Annotated in this window: 25 protein-coding genes and 1 pseudogene; 5 read left to right on the top strand and 21 right to left on the bottom strand. The window is 37.7% G+C overall.

The window, feature by feature from the left end; genetic code table 11:
• Positions 1 to 461: 461 nt before the first annotated feature.
• Together NG743_RS04130 and NG743_RS04125 are read right to left on the bottom strand one after the other, a co-directional pair.
• Positions 462 to 3,074, bottom strand: a pseudogene (locus tag NG743_RS04130) (DNA polymerase III subunit alpha); the annotation flags it as partial.
• A 1-nt stretch (position 3,075) separates the two neighbouring features.
• Complete coding sequence (locus tag NG743_RS04125) at positions 3,076 to 3,243, bottom strand: hypothetical protein (RefSeq protein ID WP_160170660.1); 168 nt, start codon at positions 3,241 to 3,243, stop codon at positions 3,076 to 3,078.
• A gap of 53 nt (positions 3,244 to 3,296) precedes the next feature.
• Between NG743_RS04125 and NG743_RS04120 the strand changes: the two genes are divergently transcribed.
• Together NG743_RS04120 and psbA are read left to right on the top strand one after the other, a co-directional pair.
• A complete protein-coding gene (locus tag NG743_RS04120; RefSeq protein ID WP_257121569.1) occupies positions 3,297 to 4,067 on the top strand; it encodes a TspO/MBR family protein in 771 nt (256 codons plus the stop codon).
• A gap of 686 nt (positions 4,068 to 4,753) precedes the next feature.
• Positions 4,754 to 5,836 (top strand): photosystem II q(b) protein, encoded by a 1,083-nt coding sequence (gene psbA / locus NG743_RS04115; protein ID WP_027404089.1) that lies wholly within the window; start codon positions 4,754 to 4,756, stop codon positions 5,834 to 5,836.
• Between the two features lie 9 nt (positions 5,837 to 5,845).
• On the opposite strand, the gene NG743_RS04110 is transcribed toward psbA, so the two are convergent.
• Positions 5,846 to 6,103 carry a DUF1308 domain-containing protein gene (locus NG743_RS04110; protein ID WP_035083346.1) on the bottom strand — a complete coding sequence of 86 codons (258 nt, stop codon included), beginning with the start codon at positions 6,101 to 6,103 and terminating at the stop codon, positions 5,846 to 5,848.
• A 57-nt stretch (positions 6,104 to 6,160) separates the two neighbouring features.
• Between NG743_RS04110 and NG743_RS04105 the strand changes: the two genes are divergently transcribed.
• On the top strand, positions 6,161 to 6,391 hold the full coding sequence (locus NG743_RS04105) for a hypothetical protein (RefSeq protein WP_257121568.1): 231 nt from the start codon (positions 6,161 to 6,163) through the stop codon (positions 6,389 to 6,391).
• 106 nt (positions 6,392 to 6,497) lie between these two features.
• Entirely contained in the window at positions 6,498 to 6,914 is a 417-nt protein-coding gene (locus NG743_RS04100) for a type II toxin-antitoxin system VapC family toxin (protein WP_257121567.1), read from the top strand.
• Positions 6,915 to 7,002: 88 nt separating this feature from the next.
• On the opposite strand, the gene NG743_RS04095 is transcribed toward NG743_RS04100, so the two are convergent.
• The 13 genes from NG743_RS04095 to NG743_RS26800 form a co-directional block, all read right to left on the bottom strand.
• Positions 7,003 to 7,368: a clan AA aspartic protease gene (locus NG743_RS04095; protein ID WP_257121566.1), complete on the bottom strand. Its 366-nt coding sequence runs from the start codon at positions 7,366 to 7,368 to the stop codon at positions 7,003 to 7,005.
• Positions 7,365 to 7,637, bottom strand: coding sequence for a hypothetical protein (locus NG743_RS04090; protein WP_015083190.1), 273 nt, complete (start codon positions 7,635 to 7,637; stop codon positions 7,365 to 7,367). Before NG743_RS04090 ends, NG743_RS04095 begins: the two co-directional genes overlap by 4 nt.
• A 53-nt stretch (positions 7,638 to 7,690) precedes the next feature.
• Positions 7,691 to 7,984 carry a DUF3349 domain-containing protein gene (locus NG743_RS04085; RefSeq protein ID WP_027404735.1) on the bottom strand — a complete coding sequence of 98 codons (294 nt, stop codon included), beginning with the start codon at positions 7,982 to 7,984 and terminating at the stop codon, positions 7,691 to 7,693.
• A gap of 2 nt (positions 7,985 to 7,986) precedes the next feature.
• The gene (locus NG743_RS04080; RefSeq protein ID WP_236630654.1) at positions 7,987 to 8,343 is read right to left on the bottom strand and encodes a hypothetical protein; all 357 of its coding nucleotides are present in this window, start codon (positions 8,341 to 8,343) and stop codon (positions 7,987 to 7,989) included.
• Between the two features lie 5 nt (positions 8,344 to 8,348).
• Positions 8,349 to 8,573 carry a DUF6887 family protein gene (locus tag NG743_RS04075; RefSeq protein ID WP_027404736.1) on the bottom strand — a complete coding sequence of 75 codons (225 nt, stop codon included), beginning with the start codon at positions 8,571 to 8,573 and terminating at the stop codon, positions 8,349 to 8,351.
• The gene (locus NG743_RS26810) at positions 8,570 to 8,710 is read right to left on the bottom strand and encodes a DUF6888 family protein (RefSeq protein ID WP_371316489.1); all 141 of its coding nucleotides are present in this window, start codon (positions 8,708 to 8,710) and stop codon (positions 8,570 to 8,572) included. Before NG743_RS26810 ends, NG743_RS04075 begins: the two co-directional genes overlap by 4 nt.
• Before the next feature lie 141 nt (positions 8,711 to 8,851).
• A complete protein-coding gene (locus tag NG743_RS04070; RefSeq protein ID WP_027404737.1) occupies positions 8,852 to 9,121 on the bottom strand; it encodes a hypothetical protein in 270 nt (89 codons plus the stop codon).
• Entirely contained in the window at positions 9,069 to 9,185 is a 117-nt protein-coding gene (locus tag NG743_RS26805; RefSeq protein WP_371316526.1) for a DUF6972 family protein, read from the bottom strand. Before NG743_RS26805 ends, NG743_RS04070 begins: the two co-directional genes overlap by 53 nt.
• A 214-nt stretch (positions 9,186 to 9,399) precedes the next feature.
• On the bottom strand, positions 9,400 to 11,007 hold the full coding sequence (locus NG743_RS04065; protein WP_257121565.1) for an ArnT family glycosyltransferase: 1,608 nt from the start codon (positions 11,005 to 11,007) through the stop codon (positions 9,400 to 9,402).
• Positions 11,008 to 11,240: 233 nt separating this feature from the next.
• A complete protein-coding gene (locus tag NG743_RS04060) occupies positions 11,241 to 11,462 on the bottom strand; it encodes a hypothetical protein (RefSeq protein WP_257121564.1) in 222 nt (73 codons plus the stop codon).
• A gap of 76 nt (positions 11,463 to 11,538) precedes the next feature.
• Entirely contained in the window at positions 11,539 to 11,931 is a 393-nt protein-coding gene (locus NG743_RS04055; RefSeq protein WP_257121563.1) for a hypothetical protein, read from the bottom strand.
• Positions 11,924 to 12,481 (bottom strand): Panacea domain-containing protein, encoded by a 558-nt coding sequence (locus NG743_RS04050; protein ID WP_027404741.1) that lies wholly within the window; start codon positions 12,479 to 12,481, stop codon positions 11,924 to 11,926. The genes NG743_RS04055 and NG743_RS04050 overlap by 8 nt, the downstream gene beginning before the upstream one ends.
• Before the next feature lie 166 nt (positions 12,482 to 12,647).
• Positions 12,648 to 12,764, bottom strand: a complete 117-nt coding sequence (locus NG743_RS26800; protein ID WP_420885123.1) for a DUF6972 family protein — start codon at positions 12,762 to 12,764, stop codon at positions 12,648 to 12,650.
• Between the two features lie 64 nt (positions 12,765 to 12,828).
• Between NG743_RS26800 and NG743_RS04045 the strand changes: the two genes are divergently transcribed.
• Entirely contained in the window at positions 12,829 to 12,996 is a 168-nt protein-coding gene (locus NG743_RS04045; protein ID WP_160170661.1) for a hypothetical protein, read from the top strand.
• Here the strand turns inward: NG743_RS04045 and NG743_RS04040 are convergent, their stop codons facing one another.
• The 5 genes from NG743_RS04040 to NG743_RS04020 form a co-directional block, all read right to left on the bottom strand.
• Complete coding sequence (locus NG743_RS04040; RefSeq protein WP_027404742.1) at positions 12,997 to 13,179, bottom strand: hypothetical protein; 183 nt, start codon at positions 13,177 to 13,179, stop codon at positions 12,997 to 12,999. It lies immediately after the preceding gene.
• A 162-nt stretch (positions 13,180 to 13,341) separates the two neighbouring features.
• A complete protein-coding gene (locus NG743_RS04035) occupies positions 13,342 to 13,659 on the bottom strand; it encodes a hypothetical protein (protein WP_096670769.1) in 318 nt (105 codons plus the stop codon).
• A gap of 84 nt (positions 13,660 to 13,743) precedes the next feature.
• The gene (locus tag NG743_RS04030) at positions 13,744 to 13,950 is read right to left on the bottom strand and encodes a DUF6887 family protein (protein WP_027404744.1); all 207 of its coding nucleotides are present in this window, start codon (positions 13,948 to 13,950) and stop codon (positions 13,744 to 13,746) included.
• Positions 13,947 to 14,159 (bottom strand): DUF6888 family protein, encoded by a 213-nt coding sequence (locus NG743_RS26795; RefSeq protein ID WP_027404745.1) that lies wholly within the window; start codon positions 14,157 to 14,159, stop codon positions 13,947 to 13,949. The genes NG743_RS04030 and NG743_RS26795 overlap by 4 nt, the downstream gene beginning before the upstream one ends.
• A gap of 184 nt (positions 14,160 to 14,343) precedes the next feature.
• Entirely contained in the window at positions 14,344 to 16,815 is a 2,472-nt protein-coding gene (locus tag NG743_RS04020; protein WP_257122117.1) for an ATP-dependent Clp protease ATP-binding subunit, read from the bottom strand.
• Positions 16,816 to 17,239 lie beyond the last annotated feature (424 nt).

Here is a 17,239-nt window from a genome sequence, read left to right as displayed (position 1 = left end):
AATTTTAAATTTAAAACCTATTAGTAATACAATTTAGAGAACTCCACAAAAAGAAATGCCCAATGTCATTCTGTTCGTGCAGAGTGCCAGAGGCATTAGGAAACAAAGTGTAGTTGCTTACTCTTAGGGCAGGGAGACCCCGCCCCTACTGACAACTACTGCGTCTCTTTGGCTATATCTGATAAGTAGTGAGACAGAATTAATTACACAATGTCATTGCGTTAGCGCAGCGTGGCGTTAGCCATATATAACGAAGTGAAATGAAGCAATTCCAATGGTTGTGATTGCTTCCCTTCCCTCGCAATGACTGTAAATATTTTTGTCCAATTACTTATTAGATATTACTCATTATCCCCAATATCTCGCTTAATTGGAAGTTTTCACTTATAGTGACCGCCAAAGCTCTTACCTCTGCGACTCTGCGCCTCTGCGTGAAATAAATTCATATTTTCATGCACACCCACTTGTAACAAATCCAACCCTTGAGAAAAAATCTCATCAATTGGTAACATTTGCCCTTCTTCAGTCATGAATTTATGATCTTTTGTAGCGCGAATAATTGCGCCATTTTCTAATAAATATTCATAAACTTCCTGTTGTCCGCGATTATGCCATTGGGCAATTGACTGAGTATAAAGTATCCCATTACTATCAACAGTATAAACTTTACATTCAATTTGTTTTTCGACAATTTCCCCAATTTGTAAAAAACCATATTCAACAGTTAAAATTTCTGTGTCGTAACTTAAACAATATTCGGCAAACTTCAACATATCCCCAAATAAATGTTCAGAGACTTGGGGTACTACACCGTTTTTTGCAGAACCATCAATAAAATTTTGCTTTTGTTTCTCCATTTCTGATACTTTCTTTTTACCCATAGCGCGACGAAGTAAATCAGCTTGTCCTAAACTATAACCAGCCATATCTTGAGCAATTTTCATAATTTGCTCTTGATAAACCATGATTCCGTAGGTTTCATTTAAGATTGGTTCTAAAATTTGAGTATCATATTCAATTTCTTCTCGTCCATGTTTACGATTAATAAATTTAGGAATTAATCCGGCATCTAATGGACCTGGACGATACAATGCTAAAATAGAAGAAATATCTTCAATGTTTGAAGGTTTCAAATCTCGGACTATTTGTTTCATTCCTGAAGATTCTAATTGAAATATTCCTTCTAAATCACCAGCTTCTAATAGTGAATAAGCTTTAGCAACATCTTTTGGTAAGTTAGTATGATCACCTTTGGCTAATATTTTTTGTGCTTTTCTTTCTTGTCCGGTAATTTCATCAGGATCGATTTTATATCCTTTACTTTGTTCAATTAAATCAATTGTTTTTTGAATTAGGGTTAGATTCCGCAAACCCAAAAAGTCCATTTTTAATAATCCCAATGATTCTAAATCTTCCATGAAATATTGGGTAATTACAGAACCGTCATTATTACGTTGTAGGGGAACAAGTTCATCTAATGGTTCTGCGGAGATAACTACGCCAGCAGCATGAACACCGAAGGTTTTGTTAGTTCCTTCAATTCGCATAGCCATATCAATCCAGCGCCGGACAGTGGGATCATTATCATATTTGGCTTTAAATTCTGGTTCGGGTGTTTCATCTGAAATCATCACTTTTAGTTTAGTAGGTTTACCCCGGACTACAGGAATCATTTTTGCCATTTTGTCAGAATCCCCATAAGGAATATCTAATACTCTAGCGACATCTTTTAAAACTGCTTTGGATGTGAGACGGTTAAAAGTAATAATTTGAGCAACTCTATCAACACCATATTTATTAGTTACATAATCAATGACTTGATCTCGTTTATCAATGCAGAAATCTGTATCAATATCCGGCATTGATTTCCGTTCAGGATTGAGAAATCTTTCAAATAGTAAGCCATGATGTACGGGATCAATATTCGTAATTTTCATGGCATAAGCTACTAATGAACCAGCCGCAGAACCCCGTCCTGGACCAACGGGAATATTATTATCTCGCGCAAATTTGATGTAGTCCCACACTACTAAAAAGTAGGTAGAAAATCCCATTTGTTGAATCATTTTTAATTCATATTCCAATCTTTCTTTATAGACTTGATCTACTTCGTGGCGAGATTTACGATTTAATCTTTCTAAAAGTCCCAGCCATGCAACTTCTTCTGCATAAGTATCTGCTGTATGTCCTGAAGGGATTGTGGGTGTGGGAATTTGGGGATCACCCATGATGTGATAAGGTTCAACTTTATCGGCAATTTCTTCCGTTGTGGCGATCGCTTCAGCAATGATATCATCGGATAAATGGTCACGGAATAGCTGGTGCATTTCTTCTGATGATTTGAGGTATTCTGTGCCGCTATATCGCATTCTTTTATCTTCGCTAATGAGTTTACCTGTTTGAATACATAACAAGGCATCGTGGGATTCTACATCAAAGCAGGAGATAAAATGGGAGTCGTTGGTGGCGATGAATTTAATTCCTAATTCTCTGGCAATTTTGACTATTTCTACATTAACAATTCGGTCTTCTTGAGAACCATGATCTTGAATTTCTAAATAAAAATCTTCCCCAAATACATCTTTATACCATTTGGCAACTTTTCTGGCTGCATCTGGACGATTACTCATGATTGCTTGGGGAATTTCTCCACCTAAACAAGCACTGGTAACTATTAAACCTTCATGATATTGTTTGAGTAAGTTTTTGTTAATACAAGGACGGGAAAAAATGCCTTTACCTTGAACACCTTGAAGGTGGGAAATTGTGGTTAATTTAACTAAGTTTTTATAACCTTTGGTATTTTTAGCTAATACGACTTGATGATATTTGGGACGGCGTTCTTGTTTGTCAATTTCACCGTTTAAAATGTACATTTCGTTGCCAATTATTGGTTTAACGTTCTTGTTGCGGCAGATTTTAATCAGTTCAACTGCGCCATACATGACACCATGATCTGTGAGGGCGATCGCTTTCATTCCTAATGCGATCGCTCTATCTACTAATTCTGGTAGTTGACTAGCACCATCAAGCAAGCTGTAATCACTATGAATATGTAAAGGAACAAATGACATATTAGTATTTGGTAGAGTAAGAGAATTTTAGATTAACAATGATATCAAGTAGTTGAGTTAATGATAACCCAATCGCGCATCTTTTACCAAAAGCTACATCATTCCCAATAATGGAGGCTTGATATCCTGATAAAAGTACACCGCTATTAGCTGCTAAATTTGCATACATATCATATAATAACTTATTATGACCAACTACAAACTACTCGCTATCTTTTAATTATGAATCAATCCAATAATGGTGGCATACTTGAACAGGTTGTCAATATAGTAATGGGTGTAAAAACTGGGAATCAAGAACAGTCTCTAAATACATCAGCAGTGGATACACAAGAACTAGATATCAAGGCAGTTCTAGTTTATAAATTAGGAACTATCCTACAAATAGGAGTGATGATTCTTGTATTGCTGGGAATGGAAAAATTGGTAACATTGATTGATAATAATTCTTTTTTTCCTAGTTGGTTTAGCACTTTAGTTACCGCATTATTTTTTGCTTTATTAAGTATCCGTTCCCGGATATTCTCCCTTTTAGATAATACTCGTTCTCGGACAACGTATGATCAAGTAGTTAGACCAAAATGGTCTCCTCCACCTTTAGCATTTCCCATAGTTTGGATGATAATTGCAGTTTTGCGGGTAATTTCTTCGGTGTTAATTTGGCAGGAAATGAATCACCAATTTTTGATATTGCCGTTAATTCTGTTTGTTATCCATCTAGCTTTAGGAGATACTTGGAATACGATTTTTACCGTAGAACGGAGATTAGGTGCTGCTGTTCCTATGGTGATTTTAGGTCCTTGGTTATCAGCTATAGTGGTGACAGCAATTTATTGGCAAACTGTTCCTTTAGCGGGAATGATTTTATCTTTTTCTTGTGTATGGCTAACTGTTGCTGCTGTGTTGGTATTGAGAATTTGGCAGTTAAATGGATCTGAGCCTTTGTATCCTTTAAAATTAGCTGTTGTGGAGAAATATACTCAAAACGGCTAGAAGCTGGACTTTTTTATCATACAAAGAACAGGGTTCAAAGCCTCTCCTTTGCACCTCTCCCTAATCCTCTCCTCTTAGGAGGAGGGAAAAGGAATAACATTTAATACTGGAGAGGTTTACCAGAGGGGTTTCATATTTGGTTAAACTATGAACCGTTTGCAGTATAAATAGGGTTTGCTGATAGCGTAGCGTGGCGTAAGCCATAAAAGTTGTCCGTGAAGCCAGGGAACAGTTTTAGCTATATGGATATCCTCAATTTTCCAAATCCGACAAGGAAAAATGCACCTATTTGGAGAAACCATCAACCAAAACCTGGCAATTTTTTGTGACAAGAATCCGCGAAACCTTTATTAATAAACGGTTTTAGCTTTATATGGCTAACGCCACGCTGCGCTATCAGCAAGCCCTAAATAGTCACAATTATAGTAAGCTATGCGATGGCTACGCTCGTCAGAGGTTCCTCCACCTACCTATTTAACAAGAAAATTAAAAGTTGTTATAAAAAATATTAACAGTAGAAAGCCTTGCCATATCTAGGTTATAGCCATAAAGACGACCCAGGTTTCTAGATTTATCAAAAAATATTACGAAAACCCCTTTACAAATCGAAATATAAGGCTTACTATAAAGGCATGAGGTAGAAACACCTACCAGAACATACATAACTCAAACGCAATTATAAACACATGACAACCACCTTACAACAGCGCGAAAGTGCTAACGTATGGAGCCGCTTCTGCGAGTGGATCACAAGCACCGACAACCGTTTATACATCGGCTGGTTCGGCGTAATCATGATCCCTACCCTCCTCTCTGCGATCGCTTGCTTCGTAATTGCATTCATCGCAGCACCTCCAGTTGACATTGATGGTATCCGCGAACCAGTTGCAGGTTCTTTACTCTACGGAAACAACATCATTTCCGGCGCAGTAGTTCCTTCCTCCAACGCTATCGGTTTACACTTCTACCCAATTTGGGAAGCTGCTTCCTTAGACGAGTGGTTGTACAACGGCGGTCCTTACCAGTTGGTAGTATTCCACTTCTTGATCGGCGTATTCTGCTACCTCGGTCGTGAATGGGAACTTTCTTACCGCTTAGGTATGCGTCCTTGGATTTGCCTAGCCTTCTCTGCACCTGTAGCAGCAGCAACCGCAGTATTCTTGATCTACCCAATCGGTCAAGGTTCATTCTCTGACGGTATGCCTTTAGGTATCTCTGGAACATTCAACTTCATGATCGTGTTCCAAGCAGAACACAACATCTTGATGCACCCCTTCCATATGTTAGGTGTAGCTGGTGTCTTCGGTGGTTCTTTGTTCTCCGCAATGCACGGTTCTTTGGTGACTTCTTCATTAGTTAAAGAAACAACCGAAAACGAATCGCAAAACTACGGTTACAAATTCGGACAAGAAGAAGAAACCTATAACATCGTAGCTGCTCACGGTTACTTTGGTCGCTTGATATTCCAATACGCTTCCTTCAACAACAGCCGTCAACTACACTTCTTACTCGCTGCATGGCCTGTAATTGGTATTTGGTTCACAGCTTTGGGTATCAGCACCATGGCATTCAACTTGAACGGCTTCAACTTCAACCAATCAATCATGGATTCTCAAGGTCGCGTAGTCGCTACTTGGGCTGACGTAATCAACCGCGCTAACTTAGGTATGGAAGTAATGCACGAGCGTAACGCTCACAACTTCCCCCTAGACTTGGCTGCTGCTGATGTTGCTCCTGTTGCTTTAAGCGCTCCTGCAATCAACGGTTAATCGGTTTAGTTAAATAGAAAACGCTCTCCAATTATGGGGAGCGTTTTTTTGTTTTGGGAACATACGAGAAGAAACGGCTCTCACAGCTTTTGCATCTGCTGTGGTGGTGACAATATTTAGTTGATCACCTGTACCTAATATAATAATATCGTTTATTCCTAATTTTCGTGTTGGTTGCACATTTAAGGCTCTAGATGATGGATTATCGGGGATTATAGTTACTCTTTGCAAAAGGCGATATCTTCGAGATGCTATGTGATCCCACATCTTCACCATCAGTTAAATTGATATATAATCAAAATGAATAATTTTTGATATCTGCTCATGACATTACAAGAATTGCAAAAACAAGTATTACAGTTACCAATGAGCGATCGCTGGCAATTGGTACAAACTGTATTAGAATCAATACAACAAGAAACTATATCACCATCAAAGAAGGGTAATTTATCTCGACTGCGTGGTATTGCTAAGAGTGTAAATATCTCAAATAATGAGAATATTAATGGAGATTATGTCACTTATCTAACTGAAAAATACGGCGTTGCTGATTAAGAGTATGATTTTATTTCACGCAGAGGCGCAGAGTCACAGAGAGTAAGAGTTTCATTTTTTTGATTTTTCAATTTCATACCTCGGTTCAGCAACGCCAAAAATACAAATGAAGCGAGTTTTTATTGATACGAATGTGGTTTTAGATTTTTTACTAGAAAGAGAACCTTTTGTAGAAGATGCAGTCAAGCTATTTGCAAAAATTGATGCAAGTGAGATTATAGGGTTTATTGCTGCTACTACAATTACTAATATTTATTATATTATTCGTAAAGCAGCAGGTGTAAAAGTTGCTCAAGATGCAATTTCTCAAATTCTCATAGATTTACATATTTGTACAGTTGATAAAAATATTTTAGAAACAGCAGTAGCTTTAAATTTTCAAGATTTTGAGGATGCTGTGCAGTATGCTTGTGCTATGAAATCAATGGTAGATGTGATTGTAACTCGTGATGTGTCTGGATTTTTAGGTTCAGAAATTCTAGTGATTTTACCTGGGGAGTTAAATAATATTTTTCAAGACTAAAAGCGATTCCTGCGGAACGCTTCGCTATCGCCTTTGGTACTGAGTTCCGCACAATTGCACATCTCCACCATCATCTAACTAAGAGCGATTATAATTCTTGAATTGTTACTAAACCACCTTCTGTAAATTGGATAGATAATTCATAACCATCAAGTAAACCAGTTCCTAATAATGGTAGCTTTCCTGTAGCTAATACATTAACTACTCTTTCCTCACCATTCCAAATAATAGTAGCCTGATGTACTGGTAAAAGCACACGGCTATTATCTGCTAAATTTGCGTACATATCATAAACAAAAGGGAATCCCAAAAGATTCACGGCTGCGGGAGGTAAGGAAAGAAATTCTGTAAAACCTGTATCAATCACAAATTCAATTGTAAAATCTGGTTGTTCTGGCAATCGAAATATGACATTAACAGTTGCACGTCCATTTTTGATAATGCCAGTTATCATGGATAATCACGCTCCATTTCTCCACTAAATGATGCAGCCACTTTGTAACCAATGCGAATACCAAAAAGTCGAGCAAATCTGTTTTTATTCCGTAAATAATGCGCTGATTCTATGCCTGTTTTATCAATAGCATATTCACCTGTTTCTATATCAATAATTATCATTTTACCGATGTTTTCTGCTGTTTCTACTTGTTGACGAATGCCATTTTCATATAATTCTTTGGCACGTTTTGCGACTTCTTCGCTGCTGAGGAGAATGGCTTGCATTTTGTTTCATCCTTTTTCGTGATTAGTTTATTATAATTGATTAGTAGTACAGTTTATTCTTCTTCAAGCCACTGTTCATAACCACACACAAGTAATTTTTCCTTTAAATTAGCAATAGCTTCAGATGTGGGTACATCAATTGACTGTATCCGATATACATCATTGAGGACAAGACTATAATCTTTACCGCTATAATAAGCTACAACTTCAGCTAAATTTCTATCTGACATTTCTTCACTGAGTAATGCTAAAAGCGGTAAATAAGATTGTGATTCTATTCCCTTGGGGAAAGCATTTGGAATTAATTTATATGTACTTTGTAGATGTGGTGAAATAGTGATTTGCATGATTAATTACCAGTCAAAGGAAAAGGTGGATGAATGTCTCCCGTTTGTAATTCTTGCCATTCTTTATCTTGCTGGTAATGCTCTAACATTAAATCAGATTGTGACGCTAAAATCTTTTTTCGTTCCTCTATAGGTAACTTTATAAGTTCACGACGGCTGAGAAACTGTTGTTTGAATTCATCAATATTTGCGGAAAATGTAAGTTCACCATTTTCTTCTTCTCGCTTCGGTGCTTGCAAATTTTGATAAATTTCCTCGCGGCGTTCTTCTCTTAAATATTGCTGCAATAACAATTGAATTTGTAACTTTTCTTCAATTGAAAACCCTTTTATTGCTTCTAACACATCAGTAAAAATCATAATAGTTATTCTTCACTTTCAATTAATCTTTTACCATTACTAAGACGCTGCAAAAACTCAGGAAAATTCATCAAATCATCAACAGATTCTGATGGTGGCATTTCCACCCAATTTGCCTCAGCATTTAATTTATCTACATAAATGTAGAATGCCTCTTGATCATCTCGATGAGATAAAACATAAGCACGTAATTGCTTTGTACTCATACCTTGGAAGTTAGGCTGACTCATACCACATACCTCCATTTACCATTAGGATATATTTCTATCATATTCTCTTCACCCGCGAGAATAAATACATTACCTGTACGTTTATCAACTCGAACCAAGTTTATGGGTAAATATAGTTTAGTTAACCAACAACACAAAATAAATAACTGCGTTTTCTGCTCAGATGTAGGAATGACCCGTACTCCTCAATAAAACTCATTATAACGAATATATCACTCCTTCTCCTCTTTGCATCTTTGCGCCTCTGCGCCTCTGCGTGAAACAAAAAATATACTAACTCACACTAATTCCGCAGCTAAAAGCCTACCTTCAACTGGTTCATACTCATCTTCTAGTAACCATAACTTAGCTGCTTCATAATTATTACTAGAAAATACAACCTTCTCACCTTGTTTTGGATCATAAATTTGACAATTTCCTTCACTGTCGCAAAGCAATAACAGAATATAGGTCGGTGATAACATCGGATCTATCCATACTTCTGTAAATTCCCAGTTATTCTTCACTATATCTGGTGCGGGGTATGACGTGGTATTGGTTGTCTGCATTTATTTTTATCTCCCCATAGTAAAGTGGAATATTACTACCATCTGGACTAATTCTATATTCTATAACCTGAAACTTGTTTTTTCACTGACCTTATCTCAGCGATTCCTGCGGAGCGCTTCGCTATCGCCTTTGGTACTGCGCTTCGCACAATTGCATCTCTCCACCATAGTCTAACTAAGAGCGATTCCTGCGGGGTGCTTTGCGATCGCACATCTCCCACTATAGTAATCGCACTAACCCCACTGAAAGTGATATTTACAAAGGTAAGTGAGTGAATTTATTTTCTTTCAATTACTTGAATCAATTTCCAATCTCTAAAAGTACCAATTTGACGTTCATTAATTAATAATCCTACTTCCGCTTCAGGACTAACCCAAGCATAATTGTTAATAGGAACATCTGCAACTTTTTGAAATCTTTTTCCCCAGTGAGTCGTTTCAAAAGTAAGTAGTAATAGTGCTTTATCACCACCTGTTGTCATAGTTTCTGTTTTTTCTACCACAAAATTGATAGTATTTTCGTTGATTACAGAAGCAATTTCTGGTTGCTGTACAAACAATTTTACATCAGGACTGTAATTACTTAATAAACCATGACTACCAGCTACAGCTATAGCCAACCACGCAGGTACTAACCAACCAGCTAACCAATAATTAGTGGTTAAAAATTTATGGTCAAAACGATGACGAGCCAGCCAAATTATCGGTAAACTTAACCAACCCAATCCTAACACTAACCCTATTGATGAATAACTTTTAATATCTGCACCATCACTAACACTAATTTGCAAAATTCCTGTATTGAGAATAATAGCCGCAAGAAAAACAACAGCACCTAAACTGCCAAATACATAACTTAAATTCCGAGGTAAGAAAAAATACTTTGTCTTCTGAAAATGCTGATTATAAATTTCACCTAACCAATCTAATGCTATGGCTGCTAGAATAGCCATCCAAGGACAAATTATCAAAGTATAATGAGGTAAACGAGTAGAAATTATGCTAATTTCTAAAAAAATAATTACAGGACAAACAACTAATATCAAAATATTCTTAATCAAAGAACGACGACAGACTAAAAATACACCCAAAATGCTAAATAAAGGCCAAGGAAATGATTTAATAGGCAGATTCCATAAATAGTAAAAAGGGGAATGTCCATTACGTTGTTCCGTTGCTAGTTTTGTTACGAAACCAAAAAATTGTTCAAAAACTATTACTCCATAACGCTGATAGCTTAACAAAAACCATGTAATTACAGGTACAAAACCGATGAGAAAACCGAGATATAAGAGATAATTATTAAAATGCTGATGTTGGCGATTTTGATAAATTAAATAAGGGAGTAAAGCGATAAATGGTACAAAAATTAATTGACCCTTAATTAAAAATCCTAATCCAATACTTAACCCTGTACCTAAAATCCAATAACGACCATATCTAGAATTTAATCCCGCTTTCAATAAACAGAAAATACCGAAAAGTGCAATACAAATAGTAATAATATCTGGAGCAACTAATCTACTGACTTGTAACCACAAAAAAGATCCAGCTAAAATTGCCGAACTTAACCAAGCTATGCGTTTATTTAATAACATTGCTGCTATTTCATAAACCAGAAAAATGCTAATAATAGAAGCTATTTGGGAAGGTAATCGAGATGTAACTTCACTAATACCAAATATTGTATAAATAGATGCTAAAATCCAATAGAATCCAGGTGTTTTTTCGTAAGCAAGTTCTGACCAAGATTGGGGAGTTAACCAATCTCCAGACTCTAGCATCCATCGAGAGCGTACCGCGTAGGTAGTTTCATCGTGAGCAATAAAACTATCTTGCCCATGATTAAATAATAGTAATGGTACTACCCAAATAATTAGTCCCAAAAAATACCATGTTTTTGACAGATTAAGTAATCTTCTCACTGTGAACTTTAGCTCCTGTTGTCACACTATTTGTTCACAGTGTAGGACATTTAAGTGTGTGTTTTTTACCTATAAGTTATTTATATCCAATAATAAATACGTATAACTAGAGATTTATATAAAGTTGTTTACCTCTTCTCTTTGCGCCTCTTCTCTTTGCGCTTTTTCTCCTGACCGTCTACCATTAGAGATATTTAAGAGAGATTGCGCGAAACAAAAAGTATACTAACTAATACCAATTCTTCAGCCAAAAGTCTACCTTGAACGGGTTCATACTCATCTTCCAATAACCATAACTGAGCAGTTTCATAACTATTACTAGAAAATACAACCGTATCACCCTGTTTTGGATCATAAACTTGACAATTTCCCTCACTATCACAAAGTAATACCAGAATATATGGAGGCGATAACATCCGATCTATCTATACTTCTGCAAATTACCAATTATTCGTGATTTTCAAGTAAACCTTTCCCATGACTAAGTTTAATTTAACCAATTCCTAAGAAATTCTTCAATGCAGTTTTATATTTATTCTTCAACTTCTTAGAAATCAATCCTCCCTGTTGAATTTGTGATACAATATCAGCAGATAAACAATCCTTGGGAATAGGACTACCAGAAGTTATACAAATAGCAAGATCATTTGCATCCATTTCACGAGCAAAATAGTAAGCTATAACTGATTCCTTTTTAATAAAACTTGGTACACTCGGATCTGGTGCTAAAACACAAACTCCTTCAGAGTTATTTTTCTTGTCTGTTAAATTAACAAATAAATATTTATTATCAGAAGTTTTTGCAATTGCGACGTAAAAATGCTGTCCATTAGGAGGTGTATCAATTAAAAATACATCTCCTATGTTTATAGAAATACTAGACACTTAGCACCTCATCTAAATATGCTTCCCTCAGTGCTATTTGTCTAATTTCCTCAATTTCTTCCTGACTTTTACCAATATTTTTCAGAATATCTTCTACTAAAATGGGAATAGCAGAACCATGAGGATCTTTCCACTCTGGTAAATCATGAGTCCATTCAGCAACATGAAATGGATCAAGATGTCCAAAGGTTTGATATACCTCTTGAAGAATATCCTCTTCTTCTTCGCATAGTTCATCATTTCCTGGATCTTTGACTAAGTAAACAAAGTTCTTGTCACCAGGAGAAATGTACTCAGACCACAGAGGTAGAGCATCATCAACAGGCTTACCTTTAATTAGATCATAAACACCACTAAGAACAGGACCATATTTCATTGATACATAGTTATCCCCTGTTATGGGTTGTTCTATTCTTTCTAATGCAATACGATCAGCTATATAGAGCATTTTTAGCAAGCCTAAATACTTGATAGGCTTACCATGCAGCTTCATAAGAATAGCTGCTGCTTCTACAGCTTTTTCTGGGTGAAACCGAAACTGGATAGGCATAATTATCCTTGAGAAGCAGTGTAGTACGTCTATATTATAAATCTTGATCTGAAAACGCGAAAATTTATTATACAAATCTCAGACTATATCATTACTCAGTTTATTTCGGTATAGAATGTATGGAGGTGATAACATCGGGTCTATCCATACTTCTGTAAATTCCCAGTTATTCTTCACTTGGTCTGGTGCGGGGTATGACGTGGTATTGGTTGTCTGCATTGATTTTTATCTCCCCATAGTAAAGTGGAATACTACTACCATCTGGACTAATTCTATAACCTATTGGTTCAGTTAATACTCTACTGCTTTTTAACTCTTAAACTTGTTTTTTCACTGACCTGATCTCAGTGATTCCTGCGGAGCGCTTCGCTATCGCTTGTGGTACTGAGTTCCGCACAATTGCACATCTCCAGTATAGTTTACTTAAGAGCGATCGCACTTCTTCCACTATTAACCAACAAAGAGCGATCACACCACCTTCACCGTTAACTAGGAGCGATCGCATTATTTCTTGATTATGTAAAATATTTGGCTTGTTTTAAATATTCATCTAAAAACTTATCAACTGGAGATTTTAATTTATCTATATGACGATAAGCAAAGAAGCGTAACACCAATTCTACATCTTCCATTTTTTGATAAGATTCATTTTCCAGTAATTTTTTTTCTCCTTCACTTTCTAAAGGAAAATTCCACATTTTACGAAAATATTCATTTTGAGAAAGTTTTATACATAAGTTTCACCTGAAATTAAATGACTATTTGCAATCATAGTAATTATTCCTTATATTATTAATTATCAAGTTTCAGAGTAGTTGATTCTATCATTTTACAGATTACCATTAATCATTACCAGTATATCATATTCTGTCACAAGCACCTGTTTCATTAATTCTGAAAGTCACTAACCAACCTGTAGGATATTTTTCCCGCGCTTTTTTTTCAGCAATACTGTCATCAACATCAATAAAATAATCAGCACTATTGGGTTCAATTACCATAAACCAATTGTAATGATCATTTATTAATTCAGGACGAACTCGATTAAAAACAACACGCGCTTTTTCTCCACGCGCATTTCTTTCTGCTTCCCTTCTAGCTAATTCTTCCGGTGGTATTGTAAATTCTGGAAAAATTCTACCTTGTTGACGACGACGAACAGATTTTGTATTAGTCATTATTTTCCCTACCTCATTTCTGTAAATTCCCAGTTATTCTTCACGTTCAATTGATCTTTTACCATTACTAAACCTCTGCAAAAATTATGCAATTGATTCAGTTCCATCTTTGATTATGGCCTGTTGAATTTGTTTTTCCCAATTTTCATCATTGGGGTTAATAGTAATCATCCGTCCTTCAGATTTGGAACGATCTACATAAGCATGAAAAGCTGCAATATCTTCTCTATGAGTGAGAATATAATGACGTAATTCTTTTAGAGTCATTGCTTGATAATTAACTAATGTCATCGTTCATCCTCCGATGGTTTATAGTCTCCGCTTGGTTTAATCTCAAACTCTAAATCTTCTCCAGCAAGTACATATAAATTACCTGTACGTTCATCTAATCTGACAAGTTCTATACTTTTGCATATCCATCCAGGTTCAATAACATTAGTTAGTCGGTAACAAATTCTGTATAGCGCTTGAGTTTGTTCGTTCGTGGGTTTTCTTTCCACTGTACCTCATTTACCTATTATAGTGGTCAGCAATAATAATGCTACCTGATACCGATACACAAAAATAGCTCATTTTAAAACCTTCTCCTCTTTGCTCCTTAGCGCCTCTGCGTGAGAAAAAAACCAAAAAAACGGTAGAGAACCGAAATCCTCCACCGTTCAATTAACAATTACAAAAACCTAACTAAGACTCAACACCAGGGGTTGATAACTCCCGTGTTTGTTGAGAACTAACTTGGACAATGCCATTTTCATCAACGTCAACAAGAGCAGTATCGCCGTCTTTGATGCGTCCAGACAGAATTTCTTCCGCCAAACTATCTTCCAACAAGCGCATAATTGCCCGACGTAATGGCCTTGCACCGTAGCTAGGACTGTAACCCTCAGTGATCAAGCGATCCTTGAAGCGGTCTGTGACTTCTAAGACAATGCCTTTTTCCGTCAACCTACCAAACACTTCCTTGAGCATGATTTCGGCAATCTGGGTAACTTCGAGCTTGTTCAATTGACGGAAGACGATAATTTCATCTAACCGGTTCAGGAACTCAGGACGGAAGTAATTCTTCAGTTCCTCATTCACCAAAGAACGAATCCGGTTGTATTGAGATTCGTTAGCATCTTCAGCAAAATCGAAACCTATACCGCTACCACCTTTTTCAATGACTTTAGAACCGATGTTGGAAGTCAAAATCAGCAAGGTGTTCTTAAAGTCCACCGTACGACCTTTCGCGTCAGTTAAACGCCCATCTTCCAAAATTTGCAGGAGCATATTGAAAACATCGGGGTGGGCTTTTTCGATTTCATCGAATAACACCACAGTGTAAGGACGACGACGGACAGCTTCTGTTAACTGACCACCTTCGTTGTAACCGACATAACCTGGAGGTGAACCGATCAATTTACTGACGGTGTGGCGCTCCATGTATTCGGACATATCTAAGCGAATCATGGCTTCTTCCGAACCGAAGAAGTAGGAAGCCAAGGATTTCGCCAATTCAGTTTTACCTACCCCAGTTGGACCGGAGAAGACAAAACTAGCGATCGGCCGATTCGGATTTTTTAACCCGACGCGAGCGCGACGGATGGCTCTGGAAACAGCCTTCACAGCGTCTTCTTGACCGATGAGGCGCTGATGTAAGGTGTCCTCCATGTGCAGCAACTTCTCGGACTCAGATTCGGTAAGTTTGTTCACCGGTACACCTGTCCAGGAAGCGACAATGTGAGCAATGTCTTCTTCTGTAACTACAGGTTCAACACCGTCACCACTAGCGCCGTTACTCTTGGTTTGAGCAATGGTGCGGATTTCGGCTTTGATTTCCATTTCCCGATCGCGCAATTCTCCCGCCCGATCAAAGTCCTGGGAACGGACTGCATCATCTTTTTCTTTTAAGATTTGCCGTAGTTCCTTGTCTAATTCCTTGGCTGCTGGGGGCAGTTGGGAGTTAATCAAGCGCACCCGTGAACCCGCTTCATCCATCAAGTCAATGGCTTTATCTGGCAAAAAGCGATCGCTAATATAACGATCAGACAATTTCGCCGCCGCCACCAAGGCTTCATCGGATATCTTCAGCTTGTGGTGTGCTTCATAGCGATCGCGCAAACCATATAAAATTTCTATTGTTTCATCAACAGAAGGTTCACCCACCATTACAGGCTGGAAGCGTCTTTCCAACGCTGCATCCCGTTCAATGTGCTTGCGGTACTCATCCAAAGTAGTCGCACCGATACATTGCAACTCACCCCGCGCCAAAGCTGGCTTGAGGATATTCGCTGCATCAATCGCCCCTTCGGCTGCACCTGCACCAATTAAGGTGTGAACTTCGTCAATTACCAGGATGACATTACCCGCAGAGCGGATTTCATCCATAATTTTTTTGAGACGTTCTTCAAATTCACCGCGATATTTAGTTCCTGCTACGAGCAAACCAATATCGAGTGTCACCACACGCTTATCTTCCAAGATATCGGGGATATCCTTACTAGCGATACGTGAAGCTAAACCTTCTGCGATCGCGGTTTTACCAACACCAGGTTCACCAATCAACACGGGATTGTTTTTCGTCCGGCGACCCAAAATTTGGATAACCCGCTCAATTTCCTTGGCGCGTCCCACCACAGGATCAAGCTTGTTATCTATAGCCATTTGGGTCAGATTCGATCCAAACTCATCGAGAGTTGGGGTTTTAGTGCGACCAGAGGGGCCACCCGGCGTAACTTCCGCCGTTTCTCCCAACATCCGAATCACTTGGGTTCTCACCTTGGTCAAATCTACACCGAGGTTTTCTAGCACCCTGGCTGCGACACCTTCCCCTTCGCGGATCAGTCCCAACAGCAGATGCTCGGTACCAATGTAGTTATGCCCCAATTGGCGTGCTTCTTCCAAGGATAGTTCTAAAACCCGTTTTGCTCGTGGCGTAAACGGAATTTCTACGGCGACAAAGCCAGAACCCCGTCCTATGATTTTTTCAACTTCAATGCGAGCATCTTTGAGATTAACCCCCATTGATTTCAGCACCTTGGCGGCTACTCCTGTGCCTTCACCAATCAAACCCAAGAGGATCTGCTCAGTTCCGACAAAGTTGTGACCTAAACGGCGGGCCTCTTCTTGGGCCAGCATGATTACCTTAATGGCTTTTTCTGTGAAGCGTTCAAACATGGCATTTTTCCCATCACCTGCGTCGTGCCGGTATGCTGATTTTAGCACAAGCTAAAATTTTGGATATCTATATCAACAATAGTAGATATCCAATGACGATGACACAGGTTGATCGGTTAATGTGTATCTATTAATTACTTTTTCTGGGGTTTGTGTACTGAGGAGAGTGATATTACCAGCATTTCAGAGACTAAATCCAAACAATAGACTATTGATGTGGCGATTTTTGTTATTAGTCCCAAACAAACCTAGATATCATAAAGTGTGTGGCAATGTCAAATCAATTGACTTAATGATAAGTTTTTTGTATAGATAGAAGTTTTAATAAAATATATTTTGATATAAAATCAGGACAAAAAATCTATCTTATCTTCATAAATATGGTTGACAGTAGAGCTAATTTTTTTAAGTTTTGTTGTAAATT

It is taken from the genome of Dolichospermum heterosporum TAC447, from assembly GCF_024584745.1.
In the GTDB taxonomy this organism is placed as follows: Bacteria; Cyanobacteriota; Cyanobacteriia; order Cyanobacteriales; family Nostocaceae; genus Dolichospermum; species Dolichospermum heterosporum.
The sequence above is the reverse complement of the archived record's forward strand: the minus strand, read 5'-3'. Positions and strand labels throughout refer to the sequence as shown.